Genomic DNA, 16,140 nt, shown 5'->3' with positions numbered 1-16,140 from the left:
CCTGACAGGGCATCAGGCTGCGCCTGACAGGGCATCAGGCTGCGCCTGACTCGGGCATTCGACGCTCCGCATCGAACAGGGCATTCGACGCTCCGCGACGGACCGGGCACCTCGCTACGCGTCGGTCGGGCATCCGAGCTGCGCCGGACAGGCATCCGGGCTGCGCGCCGGACCAGGCACCTCGCTTCGCGTTGGTCAGGCATCCGACGCTCTGCGCCGGACAAGGCACCCGACGCTCTGCATCGGACGAAGCATTCGGGCTGCGCGGCCGGACAAGGCGTCCGGACTGCGCCGGACAAGGCGCCTGACGCTCTGCGTCGGACGAAGCATCCAGGCTGCGCCGGACAAGGCGCCCGACGCTCTGTGCCGGACGAAGCATTCGAGCTTGTTGGACCCGGCGCTGTGGCGTTGGACCGGCGTTTGGCTTCGCGGGATGGAAGAGCGGGTCTAGCTGGCGAACGATTTGCCGGTTTCCAGCAGGGTTTTCAGGTCGCTGATGATGTACGTCCAGCCGCCTCCGGCGCCGGGGATGTCGCCTGCGACCTGGGCGGCTGTCATTGGGGCGCCTTCGAGTTCGTGGGTGACGGTGAGGCGGACCGCGCCGTACTCCTCGGTGATCTCCCACGTCAGGCGGGTGAAGCCCTCGGCGGTGAGGTCGGGGCTGAAGTTGGCGCGCCAGGTTTGGACGAGCCTGTTGGGCGGGTCGGATTCGAGGACTTCGCCGTCGATGATGACGGGCGGGGCGCCGTGTTGGGTCATGGCCTCGTTGGCGAGGACGCGGTAGGTGCCGCCGGGGCGGAGGTCGTACTCGCTGGGGCAGCCGTAGCCGTACCTGGTGTTCCACTCAGGGTTGGTGATGGCGTCCCAGACCGCCTGCGGGGTCGCTTTGATCCACACCCGGTGCACCTGGACGGTCGTCGTGCTCATGTGCTGCCTCCAACTGGGCCTTGAGGTCGGTCAGTGCCGTGACGCGGTGCTCGGTGTACTTGTCGATCCAGCGGTCGTGGATCAGTCGGATCGGGACGGGGTTGAGGAAGTGGAGTTTTTCGCGGCCTGAGCGGCGGGTGACGACGAGGCCGGCTTCCGCCAGGACGCCGAGGTGCTTCATGACGCCGAACCTGGTCATCGCCAGTTCCGATTCCAATTCCGTGAGCGTGCGGCCATCGCGTTCGAACAGCAGGTCGAGCAGGAACCTCCTGGTGGGGTCGGCGAGCGCTTTGAAGACGCGGTCGTCGTCGGTCACGGACGAAAGATACGTGACCAAATGGTCACATGTAAAGACCTCCGGACACGCCGAAGGGGGCCACCCGGTGGATGGCCCCCTTCGGCTGCGGCTCAGCTCCAGATCGAGTTGACCCATTCCGGGTGGTCGATGAACGGGTTGCGGTTGTGCTGGAAGGTGTCGTAGATGACCTGGTTGCGACGCTTCTCGAACGTGCTCGGCGGGTCCTGGGTGTTCCACTGCTTCAGCACGGACAGCTTGCCCATGTACGGGTTGGAGCCGTTGCTGACGCTGTTGTTGACCTCGAGGTTCGCGAAGCCGTCGGCGCCCTCGTAGCGGATGGCCATGTAGAAGATCATCCGGGCGACGTCGCCCTTGTCGGCGTTGCGGGGCTCCCACGAGTCGGCGTCGGTGTAGTTGCCGGGAGCCTCGGTGGACTGGGTGCCGCCGGTGTCGAAGTCCTTGTTGCCGCGGTCTGCGTTGACCGTCACGTCGGACGGCCGCAGGTGGTGGATGTCGGTGCCGGGACCGGTCGCGGTGCCGAAGTCGCCGTGCGACTTGGCCCAGACGTGCTCGCGGTTCCAGTCGTCCGGGTTGCCGCCGTTGAGGCTCTTCGCCCGTGAGGTGCCGGAGTACAGCAGGATCACGTTGTTCGAGTTGTTCGGGTCCTGGTCGGTCAGCTTCAACGCGTCCCAGACCTGCTCGTAGGTCAGCTTGGTCTGCGTCTTGATGATCTGGTTCAACGACGTGCGCAGGGCCGTGCCGGTCTTCCCGATCGCGGGCAGGTAGTACGTGCCGTCGTAGTCACCGGGCGTCCCGGTGGGCGGAGTGGTCGTCGGCGGGGTGGTGCCGCCGCCGCCCGTCAGGGCGAACGCGGTCGGGGACGTGAGGCCGGGGTGCGAGAAGTACGCGCCGAGGGGACCGGTGACGTCGAGCTGCTTGCCCAGCAGGGCGGGATTGCTCTGCAGCCCCCACGCCGACCGGAACGAGGCGGTGATCTGGACGTAGACCATCTTCGACGTGGCGGTCTCGCTCGCCGAGTCGGCGAGGGCGAGCGCGTAGTCGTTGGGGAAGTTCGACCGGATGACGGTGCTGGTCGCGGTGGGCTGGCCGACCACGTAGCCGCGGACCGTGGCCGAGGCCCCGGTCTGCTGGGCGATGGCCTGGGCGACGGTGATCGGTGTGGCGGCGGACGCGGTGGGGACCTGGACGACTACGGCGACGATCGTCGCCACGACGAACAGACCCACGGCGTTCCACCGGGCGACACGGGATTTGAGCATGGCGTGTCCTCTCCCGAGGGCGGCGCTCCCGTGGGCAGGGATCCACGGGCTACGCAGTGTGATTAAACGTCACACGATGGGATGAAGACTGCCATGAGAACAGGTCCTGGAGGATGAACGATACGGAGCAATCCGGTGTCGGAGTGGCTCAGTCCAGGTGGCGGATACCGGGCCACAGGGTCGCCCAGGACTCGCCGAGGCCGGAGCACAGCCACACCTTCCCGCCCTGCTCCTTGTTCTTGATCCCCTGGTCGTTGTTCGTCGCCGCGACTTGCCGCACCCCGTCGCGGCAGGCCCGCACGGCCCACGCCGGTGGCCCGGTCTTCGTGCCGGGACCCACGAGCAGCACGGTGGTCGCCGTCTCGGGTGGCGGTCCCCAGTCGGCGTAGCCGCGGTAGCCGCTGTAGACGGCGGGCAGGCCGAGCGCGGGCCCGTAGCGCTCCAGCGCGGCGGCCTCGCCGAAGTTCTCGGTCAGCACGATGGCGTGTTCGCGTTGACCAGTGGGCAATCCGCGGTGCACGTCCGCCACGGTTTCGGCCAGCTCGGGCCAGCCGAACTGCTCCGCCGTCAGCCCGTTGAGCTTGACCACCGGGATCGTCGACAGCCCGCCGAGCGGCACGACCGGCAACGCCAGCGGCACGACGAACGCCGCGGACGCCACCAGCGACGCGCCGATGGCCACGCGGCGGCCGTTCGCTCCGCGCTCCAGCCACCCGTCGACGGCGATGCCACCAGCGGCCAGCAGTGCCGCGTAGGCGCCGAACAGGTAGAGCGCCGAGCCGCCCGCCGCGATGAACGCCGCGGCCAGCAGCAGGTAGGCGACGCCGAGGAAGCGGAACGCGGGTGTGCGCAGCAGCCGGACCAGACCCGCGATCCACAGCGGGGCCAGGAACGGGCTGACGTAGACGAGTTGCAGCGGGATGAAGCCGAGCCGGGCGCCGTTGCCGCCGCGCTCGCTGATCAACTGCGCCATCTCGAACTGCGGCCACCCGTGCTGGGCCTGCCACCACAGGTTCGGCGCCCAGATCGCCAGCGCCAGCAGCACTCCCGCCGCGAACCACGGGCTGCGCAGCAGACCGCGCGGTCCGGCCACGGCGAGGCCGATCACCAGCGCGATCGCGACCGCCGCGATCTGGTACTTGTTCAGCAGCCCCACCCCGAGCACCGCGCCCGCGGCGAGCAGCAGCCGTTCGGCGCCGGTCCGCAGCACCCGCACCACCAGCCACGTCAGCGCCGCGGACAGGCAGATGTCGATGGTCGTTGTGTGCAGCATGTGCCCCGGCACCAGCACCAGGCCGGACACGGCGGCGCTCGTCGCCGCGATGATCTGCGCCCGCGGCCGTCCGCCCATCTCGCGGGCGATCAGCCCGACGAACAGCACCGTCAGCGCCGCCGCGATCGCGGCCGGAATCCGCAGCACCACCAGTGAATCGGGTGCGACGAGGTCCATCAGCCGGGCCAGCAGCGGCGTGAGCGGCGGCTGGTCCGGATACCCCCACGCCAGGTGGCGGCCCGCCGCCACGAAGTACAGCTCGTCACCGTGGTAGCCGTACCCGCCCGACAGCGCGACCAGGACTGCTCCGACCAGTCCCGCAACGCCGTACACCAGCCGCGACCGCGGTGGTGCCTCGACAACCGTGCTCATGATCTTTCCCCCAGGTCCGTGTGCCTTGAGAACCTAGGGAGCCGCGACCGCCGCGACGATGGGGCGAACACCCCCACAGGGGTGGGGCCAGCACCCCGGTTTCCGGCGCGCGACGGGGTTTGGAGGGACGTGGGAGGATCAAGGCGTGGATGCGGAGCAAGGGGACCCGGCCTGCTGGTTGGACGCCGTCTGCCCGGAGTGCGGTCGGATCCGGGAACGTCCTGACTCGACCACGTGCGAGCACTGCGGCTTCGCGCCGGACGCGCCGAAGCTGGTCGCGGGCCCGGCCACCACGCCCGTGCGCGACCGCGACCCCGAAGGGCGGGCCCGCAACGCCCGTCCCCGCGACGGTCTCGGCCGTCCGCTGCCCTACGGCGTGCCGGGCGTGGAACGCCAGCCCGAGGGCGTGCCGCGGACGCCGTCCGAGTCCCTGGTGGAAGCGCAGCGCCTGCTGGACGCGGGAATGCCGTTCCACGCGCACGAGGTGCTGGAAGACGCCTGGAAGCTGTCGGACGGGCCGGAGCGCGAGCTGTGGCGGGGGATGGCCCAGCTGGCCGTCGGCCTGACCCACGCGGCGCGCGGCAACACGAACGGCGGTGCCTCGCTGCTGCGTCGCGGGGCGAAGAACATCGCGCCCTACCTGGACGTGCCGCCGCACGGCATCGACATCGCGGGCCTGCGCGACTGGGCGGCGGCGCTGGCGACCACGTTGGACACCGCGTCGGGCGAGTTGCCGCTGGCCGCCAACACCCCGCACCTCGTGCGGCGCTGACCGCGCGGGAACCGACGGCCGCCGCGTGCGTCCTACCTGGTGACAGGGGTGCGCGGCGACGGCGGGAGCGGCATGGGCGGGATCAGGGGCTTGGGTTTCGCGGGCGCCGCGCTGCTGGCCGTCCTCGTCGGAGGGTGTTCCGCGGTCGTCGCCGGGAGCGGTTCGGGGGAGCCGTCGCCGAACGGGCCGACCACGACCACCGCACGGCCGACCACCACCAGGCCGACCACGGCCGCGCCGACGACCACCGTCGTCACGACCACGGCGAGTCCGACCACCACCGGTCCGGGGCCCGCGCCGACGCCACCGCCGACGTTCGTCGACGAGAGCGCGCCGGCCCAGTACTGCGACCGCCCGTTCACCGGCGCGCTCGGCAAGGAGATGCTCGCCGTCGTCGTCGAGACCCCGGCGGGCGGGCTCGACTGCGACAAGGCCGCCGCCGTCCTGGTCGACTACTACGCCCAGCGCTCCGAACCGAAGACCGGTCTGCCGCCGCTGGCCGTGGGATCGATGTCCTGCAACCAGATTCCCGAGGGCGCGATGCCCCAGGTCGTCTGCGCGGACGACGACAACCTCGTCTACTCGATGTGGCAGCAGCGCTGACCGGAGGGCGGGCGGCGACGTGCCGCCCGCCCCGGTGGGTCAGTACCGGTAGTGGTCGGCCTTGAACGGGCCCTCGACCTCGACACCGATGTACTCGGCCTGCTTGGGCGTGAGCTTCGTCAGCTTCACGCCGAGCGCGTCGAGGTGCAGCCGGGCGACCTTCTCGTCCAGGTGCTTGGGCAGCACGTAGACCTGCTTGCCGTACTCGTCCGGCTTCGTGAACAGTTCGATCTGCGCCATCGTCTGGTTGGTGAACGAGTTCGACATGACGAAGCTCGGGTGCCCGGTGGCGTTGCCCAGGTTCATCAGCCTGCCCTCGGACAGCACGATGATCGAGTGCCCGTCCGGGAAGCGCCACTCGTGCACCTGCGGCTTGATCTCGACCTTCTTGATGCCGGGCACCTTCGCCAGCCCGGCCATGTCGATCTCGTTGTCGAAGTGCCCGACGTTGCCCACGATGGCGTTGTGCTTCATCTTCGCCATGTCGGCGGCCATGATGATGTCGAGGTTGCCGGTGGTGGTGATGAAGATGTCGCCCTTCGCGATCACGTCGTCCAGCGCCACCACGTCGAGCCCCTCCATCGACGCCTGGAGCGCGCAGATCGGGTCGATCTCGGTCACGACGACCCGCGCGCCCTGACCCCGCAACGACTCCGCCGCGCCCTTGCCGACGTCGCCGTAACCGCAGATCACCGCGAGTTTGCCCGCGATCATCACGTCGGTGCCGCGGTTCAGACCGTCCACAAGGGAGTGCCGGATGCCGTACTTGTTGTCGAACTTGGACTTCGTGACGGAGTCGTTGACGTTGATCGCCGGGAACAGCAGCGTCCCGTCGGTCTCCAGCTTGTAGAGCCGCTTGACGCCGTTCGTGGTCTCCTCGGTGACGCCCTTGACCGCCGCGGCGATCCGGGTGAACCGGCCGGCGTCCTCGGCCAGCGACTTCGCCAGCGTGGCCAGGAAGATCCGGGTCTCCTCGGAGTCTTCGTCCGCGGGTGCGGGCACCGCGCCCGCCGCCTCGAACTCGACTCCCTTGTGCACCAACATGGTCGCGTCGCCGCCGTCGTCGACGACCATGTTCGGCCCGAGCCCGTCGGCGAACTGGAACAGCTGGTCCGTGCACCACCAGTAGTCCTCCAGCGTTTCACCCTTCCAGGCGAACACCGGGGTCCCGGTCGGCTCCTCGGGCGTCCCGTTCGGACCCACCACCACGGCCGCCGCGGCCTCGTCCTGCGTGGAGAACACGTTGCACGACACCCACCGCACGTCCGCGCCCAACGCCACCAGCGTCTCGATCAGCACAGCCGTCTGCACCGTCATGTGCAGCGACCCCGCGACCCGCGCGCCCCTGAGGGGCTGGGACTCCGCGAACTCGCGCCGAGTGGCCATCAGACCGGGCATCTCCTGCTCGGCCAACCGCATCTGGTGCCGCCCGGACTCCGCCAGCGACAGGTCCGCCACCGCGAACTCGATCCCGTTGACCTTCTGCAGCTTCGTGCTCAAAACCCACCAGCCTCCTGTGTCAGGAGGCGCCCTTGGGGGGTGGAGTCTCGAGCCGAGCGTGGCGGGTCACCCCGTCGCAGCGCCTCTCGACTCGTTTCCAGCATCGCAAGGCCTCCGCCGGGTTGTCAACGCGAACCGGTTGGCACAATCGGGTGCATGGCGGCGAAGCGCAGTGCCGGAATCCTCCTGTTCCGCAAGACCGACAACGGCCCGGAGATCCTCCTCGGCCACATGGGCGGCCCTTTCTGGGCCCGGAAGGACGACCACGCCTGGTCCCTGGTCAAGGGCGAGCACCTCGACGACGAAGAGCCGGAAACCGCTGCCAGGCGCGAGTTCCAGGAGGAACTCGGCCTGCCGCTGCCGGAAGGCGACCTCGTGGCGTTGGGCGAGGTCAAGCAGTCCGGCGGCAAGGTCGTCACGGCCTGGGCCGTGCGCGGCGACCTCGACCCGGCCGACGTGGTGCCGGGCACGTTCGAGATGGAGTGGCCGCCGAAGTCGGGGCAGGTGAAGGAGTTCCCGGAACTCGACCGGGTCGAGTGGTTCGGCCTGGAGGAGGCCCGGACGAAGATCGTGAAGGGCCAGGCGGTGTTCCTGGACCGGCTGGTGGCGCTGCCGGAGGGCTGAGGTCCGGCGTCGACTCGGCCACTCTGGCCGGAACTTCCGCGGAGGAGCCCTCGATGAGACGAGGGCCGAGTGGCCACTGGTTCGAGCGCCACGGCGGGCCCCTCCGCCGCTTCCGGGTGTTCTCGAAGCGGCGGAGGGGCCCGCCGGACGGGGGGATCGGTTCAGCGCATCGCGTGATGTCGCGAACGCGGTGCGCGGCTAGCGCTCGAAGTTCGGCGTCGCGTCCCGAGCGTTCGAACTGCGCCCCTTGGGCAGCTCCCAGTCCTCCTGCCGCCCCAGCGGCGTCAGGTCGAGGTAGTAGTACGACCCGCCGGTCGCCTCGGCGCCGCGGGCGTAGCTGGAATAGGTGTGGAACACCTCGTCCCCGTCCCGCAGGAAGATGCTCTGACCAGGTGCTTCACCCGGCTCGGCGTTGTCGACCGGGCGGTAGTTGTACTCGGCGGGCAGCACGGCCGGGTCCAGCGTCACGTGGAAGTCGTGGTTGAAATCCGTCCCGAACGACGAGTACCAGGGGAACGTCCACCCCTTCTTCGCCTTGTACGCCTCGATCTTCCCGATCGGCGCACGCGACACGAACGCCAACGACGTGTCCCGCGTGTTCAGGTGCCTGACCAGCCCGTCGGACACCTCGTCGGCGCCCGCGCTGCAACTGGAACACCCCTCGTCCCACGCCGGGTCGAACATGAAGTGGCCGAGGACCAGCTGGTGGCGGCCCTCGAACATGTCCAGCAGCGTCACCTTCCCCGACGGCCCGTCGAACTCGTACTCCTTGTCGATCCGGACCATGGGCAGCTCACGGCGCTCGGTGTTCAGCGCGTCGCGCGCCCTCGTCGCCGCCTTCTCCTTGGCCAGCAGCTCCTTGCGCGCCACCAGCCACTCCTCGCGGGAAACCACCTTCGGCAGGTTCACGGGATCTCCTCTCGTCACAGGGGTAGACCCCCGGACGAGCCGGTAATCATCGGTGCGGCCGACTAGAGCGCGGCGAGCTGGGCCCTGCCGTGGCGGGACAGCCACGCCTCGAACGTCATCAGCCCCGGATGCGCCGCCCGCAGCCCGGCCACGTCCGCCTTCGGCGCCACCGGGGCCTCGAACACCGAGGCCAGGCCGGGGTCGTGCCGGCGGATCAGGGACATCGGGATCTGGTGGTAGGCGACGGGGTGGCCGAGCGCGCGGCCGAGGACCGCGGCGAGTTCGCGCGGGGTGCGCTCGTCGCCCGCGATGGTCAGCGACCGCCCGACGTACTGCTCCGGGGCGCCGAACACGAGGGCGGCGAACGCGCCGATGTCGTCGACGCCGATGAGCTGGTAGCGGGTGTCGGGGTCCAGGACGTGGGTGAACGAGCCGTCGAGCACGTCCTTCGACACGACGAGGCCGTCCATGAACGTCACCGGGCGCAGCACGGTGGCGGGCAGTCCGAGCGACCGGATGTGCTGCTCGACCTCCCACTTGCTGTCGAACGACGGCACGCCCGTGTGCTCCGCGGCCTCCACGAGCGAGGCGTAGACCAGGTGGGCGACACCGGACACGGCCGCGGCGTCGGCGACGTTGCGCCCCCACCGGACCTCGGCCCCGGTGCTGTACCCCACCGGCGCGCCGGGGTCGTGCGGCGCGGGCTGGACGCTGAACACGCCGTCCGCGCCGTCGAAGGCCCGCTCCAGCGAGGCGGGGTCGTCCATGTCCGCCACGACCACCTCGGCGCCCGCCCCGGTGAGCGCCGAAGCCGCCGGGCTCAGCGCGTCCCTGGTCAGGGCGCGGACGTGCCACCCGTCGGCGAGGAGGTGGGCCGCGACGGCGCCGCCCTGCTTGCCGGTAGCCCCGACGACCACGACGGTCTTACCCACGACGACCTCCAGTGCCGGACCAGTTGGTCGCACACTATCCAGTGCGGGACCAACTGGATCAAGGTGCCGGGGGAGCCGTGCTGTGCCGGACGACCAGTGTCGTGGCCAACTCGATGCGCCGGTGCTCGGGCTTCTCACCGCGTGCCAGCGTGATCGCGAGCCTGGTGCCCGCGGCGGCCATGTCCTGCAACGGCTGCCGCACCGTGGTGAGCGGCGGGCCGACCCACTCGGCCAGCGGCAGGTCGTCGAAGCCGACCACGCTCAGGTCCTGGGGCACGCGCAGGCCCGCGGCCCGCGCGGCCTCGTACACGCCGAGCGCCTGGAGGTCGCTGCCCGCGAAGATCGCGGTCGGCCGGTCGGGGCGCGCGAGCAGCACGGCCGCCTGCTTGAACCCGGACTCGACGTGGAAGTCGCCGTAGCGCACCAGACCGGGGTCGACGGTCAGCCCGGCGGTCTCCATCGCGGCGCGGTAACCGTCCACTCTGGCCCGACTGCACAGCACGCGCTCCGGACCGCCGATCATCCCGATCCGGCGGTGCCCCAACTCCAGCAGGTGCCGGGTCGCGGTGAGCCCGCCGTTCCAGTTCGTGGCGCCGATCGACGGGGTCTCCGTGCCGGGTTCGCCGACCGGGTCGACCACGACGACCGGGATGTCGCGGGCGCGCAGCTTCGCCAGCTGCGTGGCGCTGAGGTCGGAGAACACCGCGATCACGCCCAGCGGTCGGCGCGCGATCACGCTCTCCAGCCAGCCGTGGCCGGGCGTCAGCCTGCCCTGCGACTCGGACATGACGACGGCCAGCCCGTGCTCGCGGGCGACCTGCTCGGCGCCCCGGATGATCTCCAACGCCCACGCGCTCTCCAGCTCGTGGAACATCAGCTCGACCAGGGTGGACCTGCGCGACCTGTCGTCGCCGCGACGCTGGTACCCGTGCCTGCGGATGATCGCCTCGACGCGTTCCCTGGTGTGCGCGGCCACGTCCGTGCGGCCGTTCATCACCTTCGAAACTGTCGGTACCGACACGCCTGCCTCGGTCGCGATGTCGGCAATGGTGATCTTTCCCGACGCGGGCCCGCCGGATGCGGAGGGCTCGGCTTTCGCTGACATGCCGGCAGTCTACGACAGGGATGGCCAGGGTCGAAACTATCGGGGCCTATTTGCCGAATCCGGCGGTCAGGCCGCTGAGCAGGTATCGCCTGCCGATCAGGTACACGACGAAGATCGGCAACACCGACAGGGTGACCGCCGCGAGGAGCGCGGGCACGTTGGTGCCGAACTGCCCCTGGAAGTTCCACAGGCCGAGCGTGAGCACCCTGGTCGAGTCCGACTGCGTCAGCACGAGCGGGAAGAGGAACCCGTTCCACGCGTTGAGCGCCGTGTAGACGACGACCGTCACGATCGCGGGCTTGGCGAGCGGCAGCACCAGGTACCTCAGCACCCCGAACGCGCCCGCGCCGTCGATCGTCTGCGCCTCGTACAGCTCCTTCGGCACGTCGCGGAGGCTGTTGGTCAGCACCAGCGTGGCCACCGGCAGCGCGAACGCCGCCGTCGGCAGGATGATCGCGGTGAGGCTGTCGTACAGGTTCAGCCGGGTGATCAGCAGGTAGACCGGGATGATTGTCGCCTGCGCCGGGATCGCCAGCCCGGCCAGCAGCAGGGTGAACCCGCGCTGCACGAGCTTGCTGGGGCTCCGCACGATCGCGTAGGCCGCGGGCACGCCGAGCAGCACGACGATCGCGACGGTGGCGACCGTGACGATGACGTTGTTCAGCAGGTAGCCGCCGAACCCGCCGGTGAGGACGGTCCGGTAGTTGTCCAGCGTCGGGTGGTCCGGTGGCTTGAGCGGACTGCTCGACAGGTAGTCGGCCCTGCTGCGCAGGCTCGCCGCGACCATGAAGTACAGCGGTCCCACCACGAGGACCAGCCACACCAGGGCCGACGCCCCCGCGGGCACGTTGCGCTTCACGCGCCCTCCTGCTGACTGGTCATGGACCGGTACCCGGTCACCCGCATCACGAGCAGCGACAGCGCGGTGCCGACGATCACGAGGAGCACTGCCATCGTGCTGGCGTATCCCATCTCGAACCCGCTGAAGCCGGTGATGTACATGTGCAGCGGCGCGATGCGGGACGCGGTGCCCGGCCCGCCGCCGTCGGTGAGGATCAGGACGGTGTCGAACGTGGTGAGCGAGCCGACGATCATCAGGATCGACGACGTGATGATCGTGTACCGCAGCTGCGGCAGGGTGATGTGGACGAACTGGCGCAACCGCCCGGCGCCGTCGATCGTGGCCGCCTCGTAGAGGTTGCGCGGGATCGCCCGTGCCGCGCCTTGGTAGAGCAGCGTGTGGAACGGCACGTACTGCCAGGTGATCACGAAGGCCACCGTGTACAGCACGATCGACGGGTCGCCGAGGAACTGGATGTCGCCCAGCGGCCCGCCGAACGACTGCGTCACGCCGAAGTTCGGGTCGAACATCGCCTTCCACAGCAGCGCGATCGCGGCCGTGGACAGCAGCAGCGGCAGGAAGAAGATGGAGCTGAGCACCGCGCGGGAACGCTGGCGGCCCGCGGCCCAGACGCCGATCAACAGCGAGATCGGCGTCTGGACCAGCCACGAGACCACCATCAGGATCACGGTGCGGCCCACCGCGTCGTACGCCTGACCGTCATCGGCCAGCCGCGCCCAGTTGTCCACCCCGTTCGGTTGCGGAGTCCCCAGTCCGTCCCACGACGTGAAGCTCAAGAGCACGACGAGGACCATGGGCAACGCCGCGAACAGCGCGAAGAACGCGAAAGCGGGTGCGGCGTACCAGAACGACGGTCGTTGGCGCATCGTCAGCCCTGCGCCAACGAGTCGACGAACGCCTGCGGGGCGAGCTTGCCGAGGAACAGCTCCTGGAGCTGGGTCAGCATCTTGGTCGCCTGGTCCGCGGGCAGGTCCTGGTCCCAGGACAGCTGGAACGTGGACGCCTTCTCCACCTGCTCGTAGATCCAGGTCGTGTACTCGGAGTTCGCGGCCTTGGCGAGCTTGTCCTTCACGCCTGCCACCGCGGGCACGTCACCCGCGTCGATCAGCGACTGCACGTACTTGTCGTCGGTCAGCGCGGTCGAGACGAACTTCTTGGCCGCCTCCAACGACTTCGAGGACGACGTGATCGAGTAGTAGTTGGACGCGTTGCCCACCACCGTGTCGGGCTTGCCCTTGCCGCCCGTGACGCTCGGGAAGGTGACCCAGCCCAGCTTGTCGTTCTTCACGAAGTCCGGCGACTGGCCGAGCTGGTTCGTGTACTCCCAGGAGCCCATGAGGTGCATCGCGGCCTTGCCCTGGGCGAGGATCGTGGACGCGCCGCCGACGTCGTAGCCGACGGAGGCGTAGTTGGTGCCGAAGCCGCCGCGGTCGACGAGTTCCTTCACCTTGGTCGCCGCCTCCAGCACGGCCGGGTCCTTCCAGCCCGCGGGGCCCTTGTCCCGGATGTTCTGGAACACCTCGGACCCGCCGACCCGGTCGAGCAGGTACTCGATCCACATCAGCTCGGTCCACGCCTGCGAGCCCGCCAGCGCGATGGGCTGGATGCCCTTGCCCTTGAACGTGTCCACGAGCGTGAGCAGGTCGTCCCACGTGGACGGGGGCTGGACGTTCGCCGAGGTGAAGAGGTCCTTGTTGTAGAAGAGGACCACCGGCTGCATGCCGCGCATCGGCAGACCGTAGTACTTGCCGTCGATCTTCGCGCCGTCGAGCACGCTGGGCAGGAACGCGTCCTTCAGGGCGCTGTTCGCGTCGAGGACCGGCGTCAGGTCCTCGATCTTGCCGGCGTCGACGTACTCCTTGAGGTTGCCGCCGCCCCAGTTGAAGAAGACGTCCGGCGCGTTCGGCGAGCCGATCGCGACCCTGACCTTCTGCTTGTACGGGTCGTTGCCGAAGGTCTCCAGCGCTCCACCCCCTCCCTCGACGGAGGTCTTCTCGATGGGGTTGAGCACGGGGTCCTGGAGGGCCCAGACCTTGAAGGGGCCGCCGTCACCCCCACCTGACGGGCCCGAGGTGCCGCAGGCGGCCACCGCGGCCACCAGTGCGACCAGTGCGATCAGGGGGCGCGTCCTCGATCGGCGGAACATGCGACCGCCTTCCTCTCTGCCACGATGCGGAGTGTCGAAACATTTCGAAACATGTACGACTTGCGGAGACAGTAGGGCTGTCCCAATAGGGTGTCAAGGGTCACTTTTGTGGCCTAATTGTGCTGTTCTTGCTGCTCATTGTGTTTCGAAGTGTTTCCGATAGTATCGGGAAACAGCTTGGAACTTGCGTGGAGGAGGAGCGGGCGTGCACGACGATTCCCGGACCACCGGAGCGGCTTGGGCCGATCCGTCCCGTCCTGTCGACGAGCGCGTCGACCTGGTGGTGCGCGACATGACGATCGAGGAGAAGCTCGCCCAGCTCGTGGGCGTGTGGGTGGGGGTGTCCTCGGACGACGCCGAGGTCGCACCCGCCCAGCACGAGTTCTCCGAGCCGTTGCCGTCGTGGGCCGAACTGACGAAACCCGGCCTCGGGCAGCTGACGCGGGTGTTCGGCACCCGTCCGATCGACCCGCTGGTCGGGGCGAGGGTGCTGGCCGAAACCCAGCGCAAGCTCGTCGCGGGGTCGCGGCTGGGCATCCCGGCGATGGCGCACGAGGAGTGCCTGTCCGGGTTCACCGCCTGGCAGGCCACCGTGTTCCCGACGCCGCTGGCCTGGGGCGCGACGTTCGACCCGGCGATCGTGGAGCGGATGGCCACCGAGATCGGCGGCCAGCTGCGCGACCTCGGCGTGCACCAGGGCCTCGCGCCCGTGCTCGACGTCGTCCGCGACCCCAGGTGGGGCCGCACGGAGGAGTCGATCGGCGAGGACCCGTACCTCGTCGGGCTCCTCGGCTCCGCCTACACCCGCGGCCTGGAGTCGACGGGGGTCGTCGCGACCCTCAAGCACTTCGCGGGCTACTCGGCCTCCGCCGCGGGCCGCAACCACGCCCCGGTGTCCATCGGGCCGCGCGAGTTCGCCGACGTGGTGCTGCCGCCGTTCGAGATGGCGCTGCGCCTGGGCGGGGCGCGGTCGGTGATGCAGTCCTACGCCGACGTCGACGGCGTGCCGCCCGCCGCGAACCCCGTGCTGCTGACCGACCTGCTGCGCGACCAGTGGGGCTTCCGCGGGGTCCTGGTGTCCGACTACTTCGCGGTGTCGTTCCTGGAGACCGCGCACGGCATCGCCGCGTCGCCGGGGCAGGCCGCGGCGCTGGCGCTCGCGGCGGGCGTCGACGTGGAGCTGCCGACCGTGCGCTGCTACGGCGAGCCGCTGGCCGACCTGGTCCGCTCCGGCGAGGTGCCGGAGGAGCTGGTCGACCGCGCGCTCACCTACGTGCTGCGGCAGAAGTGCGAACTGGGTCTGCTCGACGCCGACTGGGAACCGGAGTCCCCGGCGGTGCTGCGGGCCGAACCGGTCGACCTCGACCCGCCCGGCCTGCGCTCGCTGGCCCGCACGATGGCCGAGCGGTCCGTCGTGCTGCTGGACAACCACCGCGGCTCGCTGCCGCTGGAGGCCCCGCCCCGCATCGCCGTCGTCGGCCCGTGCGCGGACGAGGTGCTGTCGCTGATGGGCTGCTACTCGTTCCCGAGCCACGTCGGCGTCCAGCACCCCGACGAGCCGCTCGGCGTCGAGGTCGCCTCGGTGCTCGAAGCCATCCGTTCCGAGTTCCCGGACGCCGACGTCGTCACCGCGCAGGGCTGCACCGTCGATGGACCGGACGTCGGCGGCCTCGCCGAGGCCATCCGGGTCGCCCGCTCGGCGGACGTCTGCGTCGCCGTGCTCGGCGACCGCGCGGGCCTGTTCGGCCGCGGCACCTCCGGCGAGGGCTGCGACGCCGAAGACCTGACCCTGCCCGGCGTGCAGGCCGACCTGCTGGCCGCGCTGGTCGACGCCGACGTGCCGGTCGTGCTCGTCCTGGTCGCGGGCAGGCCCTACGCGCTCGGCGACTTCCCCGGCACCGCCGCCGTCGTCCAGGCCTTCTTCCCCGGCGAGGAGGGCGCCTCCGCCATCGCGGGCGTCCTCAGCGGCCGCGTCAACCCGTCCGGCAAGCTCCCGGTCCAGGTGCCCAAGGGGCCCGGCGGCCAGCCCACCACCTACCTGCACGCCAAGCTCGGCGGCCCCGGCGGCGTCAGCTCGGCCGACCCGACCCCGCTCTACCCGTTCGGCCACGGCCTGTCCTACACCACGTTCGCCTACGACGCCCTCGAACTGTCCGGCGCCGAGGTCCCGACGGACGGGGAGATCACCATCTCCTGCACCGTCACCAACACCGGTCCCCGCTCCGGCACCGAGATCGTCCAGCTCTACCTGCACGACCCCGTCGCCACCGTCACCAGGCCGGTCCGCCAGCTGGCCGGTTTCACCAGGGTGGAGCTCGACGCGGGCCAGTCCAGGCGGGTCTCGTTCCGCCTGCACGCCGACCGCACCTCCTTCACCGGCGTGGCGGGCCACCGCATCGTCGAGCCGGGCGCGCTGCACGTGCTCGTCGGCGCCTCCAGCGAGGACATCCGCCTGACCGGCGGGTTCGACCTCGTCGGCGAGACCAGGCGGGTCGGCCACGACCGCGTGCTCACCACGGAAGTGGTGCTGGACTAGA

At 70.1% G+C, this 16,140-nt stretch carries 14 protein-coding genes, 1 pseudogene and 1 riboswitch; of the genes and pseudogenes, 4 read left to right on the top strand and 11 right to left on the bottom strand.

Annotated elements, in window-relative coordinates; genetic code table 11:
• Nucleotides 1-447 precede the first annotated feature (447 nt).
• The 4 genes and pseudogenes from RM788_RS14710 to RM788_RS14695 form a co-directional block, all read right to left on the bottom strand.
• Nucleotides 448-927 (bottom strand): SRPBCC domain-containing protein, encoded by a 480-nt coding sequence (locus tag RM788_RS14710; protein WP_315932211.1) that lies wholly within the window; start codon nucleotides 925-927, stop codon nucleotides 448-450.
• Nucleotides 923-1,243 (bottom strand): annotated as a pseudogene (locus tag RM788_RS14705) (ArsR/SmtB family transcription factor); the annotation flags it as partial. The pseudogene RM788_RS14705 and the gene RM788_RS14710, both read right to left, overlap by 5 nt.
• 92 nt (nucleotides 1,244-1,335) lie before the next feature.
• The gene (locus tag RM788_RS14700; RefSeq protein WP_315932208.1) at nucleotides 1,336-2,505 is read right to left on the bottom strand and encodes an endonuclease; all 1,170 of its coding nucleotides are present in this window, start codon (nucleotides 2,503-2,505) and stop codon (nucleotides 1,336-1,338) included.
• Nucleotides 2,506-2,653: 148 nt separating this feature from the next.
• A complete protein-coding gene (locus RM788_RS14695) occupies nucleotides 2,654-4,150 on the bottom strand; it encodes a glycosyltransferase family 39 protein (RefSeq protein ID WP_315932207.1) in 1,497 nt (498 codons plus the stop codon).
• Between the two features lie 298 nt (nucleotides 4,151-4,448).
• Between RM788_RS14695 and RM788_RS14690 the strand changes: the two genes are divergently transcribed.
• A complete protein-coding gene (locus tag RM788_RS14690) occupies nucleotides 4,449-4,922 on the top strand; it encodes a DUF309 domain-containing protein (RefSeq protein ID WP_315934635.1) in 474 nt (157 codons plus the stop codon).
• A 39-nt stretch (nucleotides 4,923-4,961) separates the two neighbouring features.
• Nucleotides 4,962-5,525 (top strand): hypothetical protein, encoded by a 564-nt coding sequence (locus RM788_RS14685; RefSeq protein ID WP_315932205.1) that lies wholly within the window; start codon nucleotides 4,962-4,964, stop codon nucleotides 5,523-5,525.
• 39 nt (nucleotides 5,526-5,564) lie between these two features.
• Here the strand turns inward: RM788_RS14685 and ahcY are convergent, their stop codons facing one another.
• A complete protein-coding gene (ahcY, locus tag RM788_RS14680) occupies nucleotides 5,565-7,025 on the bottom strand; it encodes an adenosylhomocysteinase (RefSeq protein ID WP_315932204.1) in 1,461 nt (486 codons plus the stop codon).
• 17 nt (nucleotides 7,026-7,042) lie between these two features.
• Nucleotides 7,043-7,119: riboswitch (S-adenosyl-L-homocysteine riboswitch) on the bottom strand.
• A 62-nt stretch (nucleotides 7,120-7,181) separates the two neighbouring features.
• Between ahcY and RM788_RS14675 the strand changes: the two genes are divergently transcribed.
• Nucleotides 7,182-7,649, top strand: coding sequence for an NUDIX hydrolase (locus RM788_RS14675; protein ID WP_315932203.1), 468 nt, complete (start codon nucleotides 7,182-7,184; stop codon nucleotides 7,647-7,649).
• A gap of 198 nt (nucleotides 7,650-7,847) precedes the next feature.
• On the opposite strand, the gene RM788_RS14670 is transcribed toward RM788_RS14675, so the two are convergent.
• From RM788_RS14670 to RM788_RS14645, 6 genes are all read right to left on the bottom strand, one after another.
• A complete protein-coding gene (locus tag RM788_RS14670; protein WP_315932202.1) occupies nucleotides 7,848-8,558 on the bottom strand; it encodes a DUF899 domain-containing protein in 711 nt (236 codons plus the stop codon).
• Nucleotides 8,559-8,620: 62 nt separating this feature from the next.
• Complete coding sequence (locus RM788_RS14665; RefSeq protein WP_315932200.1) at nucleotides 8,621-9,490, bottom strand: NmrA/HSCARG family protein; 870 nt, start codon at nucleotides 9,488-9,490, stop codon at nucleotides 8,621-8,623.
• Nucleotides 9,491-9,548: 58 nt separating this feature from the next.
• The gene (locus RM788_RS14660; RefSeq protein ID WP_315932199.1) at nucleotides 9,549-10,595 is read right to left on the bottom strand and encodes a LacI family DNA-binding transcriptional regulator; all 1,047 of its coding nucleotides are present in this window, start codon (nucleotides 10,593-10,595) and stop codon (nucleotides 9,549-9,551) included.
• A 46-nt stretch (nucleotides 10,596-10,641) separates the two neighbouring features.
• Nucleotides 10,642-11,454, bottom strand: coding sequence for a carbohydrate ABC transporter permease (locus tag RM788_RS14655; protein WP_315932197.1), 813 nt, complete (start codon nucleotides 11,452-11,454; stop codon nucleotides 10,642-10,644).
• On the bottom strand, nucleotides 11,451-12,323 hold the full coding sequence (locus tag RM788_RS14650) for a carbohydrate ABC transporter permease (protein WP_315932195.1): 873 nt from the start codon (nucleotides 12,321-12,323) through the stop codon (nucleotides 11,451-11,453). Before RM788_RS14650 ends, RM788_RS14655 begins: the two co-directional genes overlap by 4 nt.
• Nucleotides 12,324-12,325: 2 nt before the next feature.
• A complete protein-coding gene (locus RM788_RS14645; RefSeq protein ID WP_315932194.1) occupies nucleotides 12,326-13,603 on the bottom strand; it encodes an extracellular solute-binding protein in 1,278 nt (425 codons plus the stop codon).
• Nucleotides 13,604-13,808: 205 nt separating this feature from the next.
• On the opposite strand from RM788_RS14645, the gene RM788_RS14640 reads away from it, so the two are divergent.
• The gene (locus RM788_RS14640) at nucleotides 13,809-16,139 is read left to right on the top strand and encodes a beta-xylosidase/alpha-l-arabinosidase (protein WP_315932192.1); all 2,331 of its coding nucleotides are present in this window, start codon (nucleotides 13,809-13,811) and stop codon (nucleotides 16,137-16,139) included.
• Nucleotide 16,140: the final 1 nt, after the last annotated feature.

Origin of the sequence: Umezawaea sp. Da 62-37 (assembly GCF_032460545.1) — a bacterium.
GTDB lineage: Bacteria > Actinomycetota > Actinomycetes > Mycobacteriales > Pseudonocardiaceae > Umezawaea.
The sequence above is the reverse complement of the archived record's forward strand: the minus strand, read 5'-3'. Positions and strand labels throughout refer to the sequence as shown.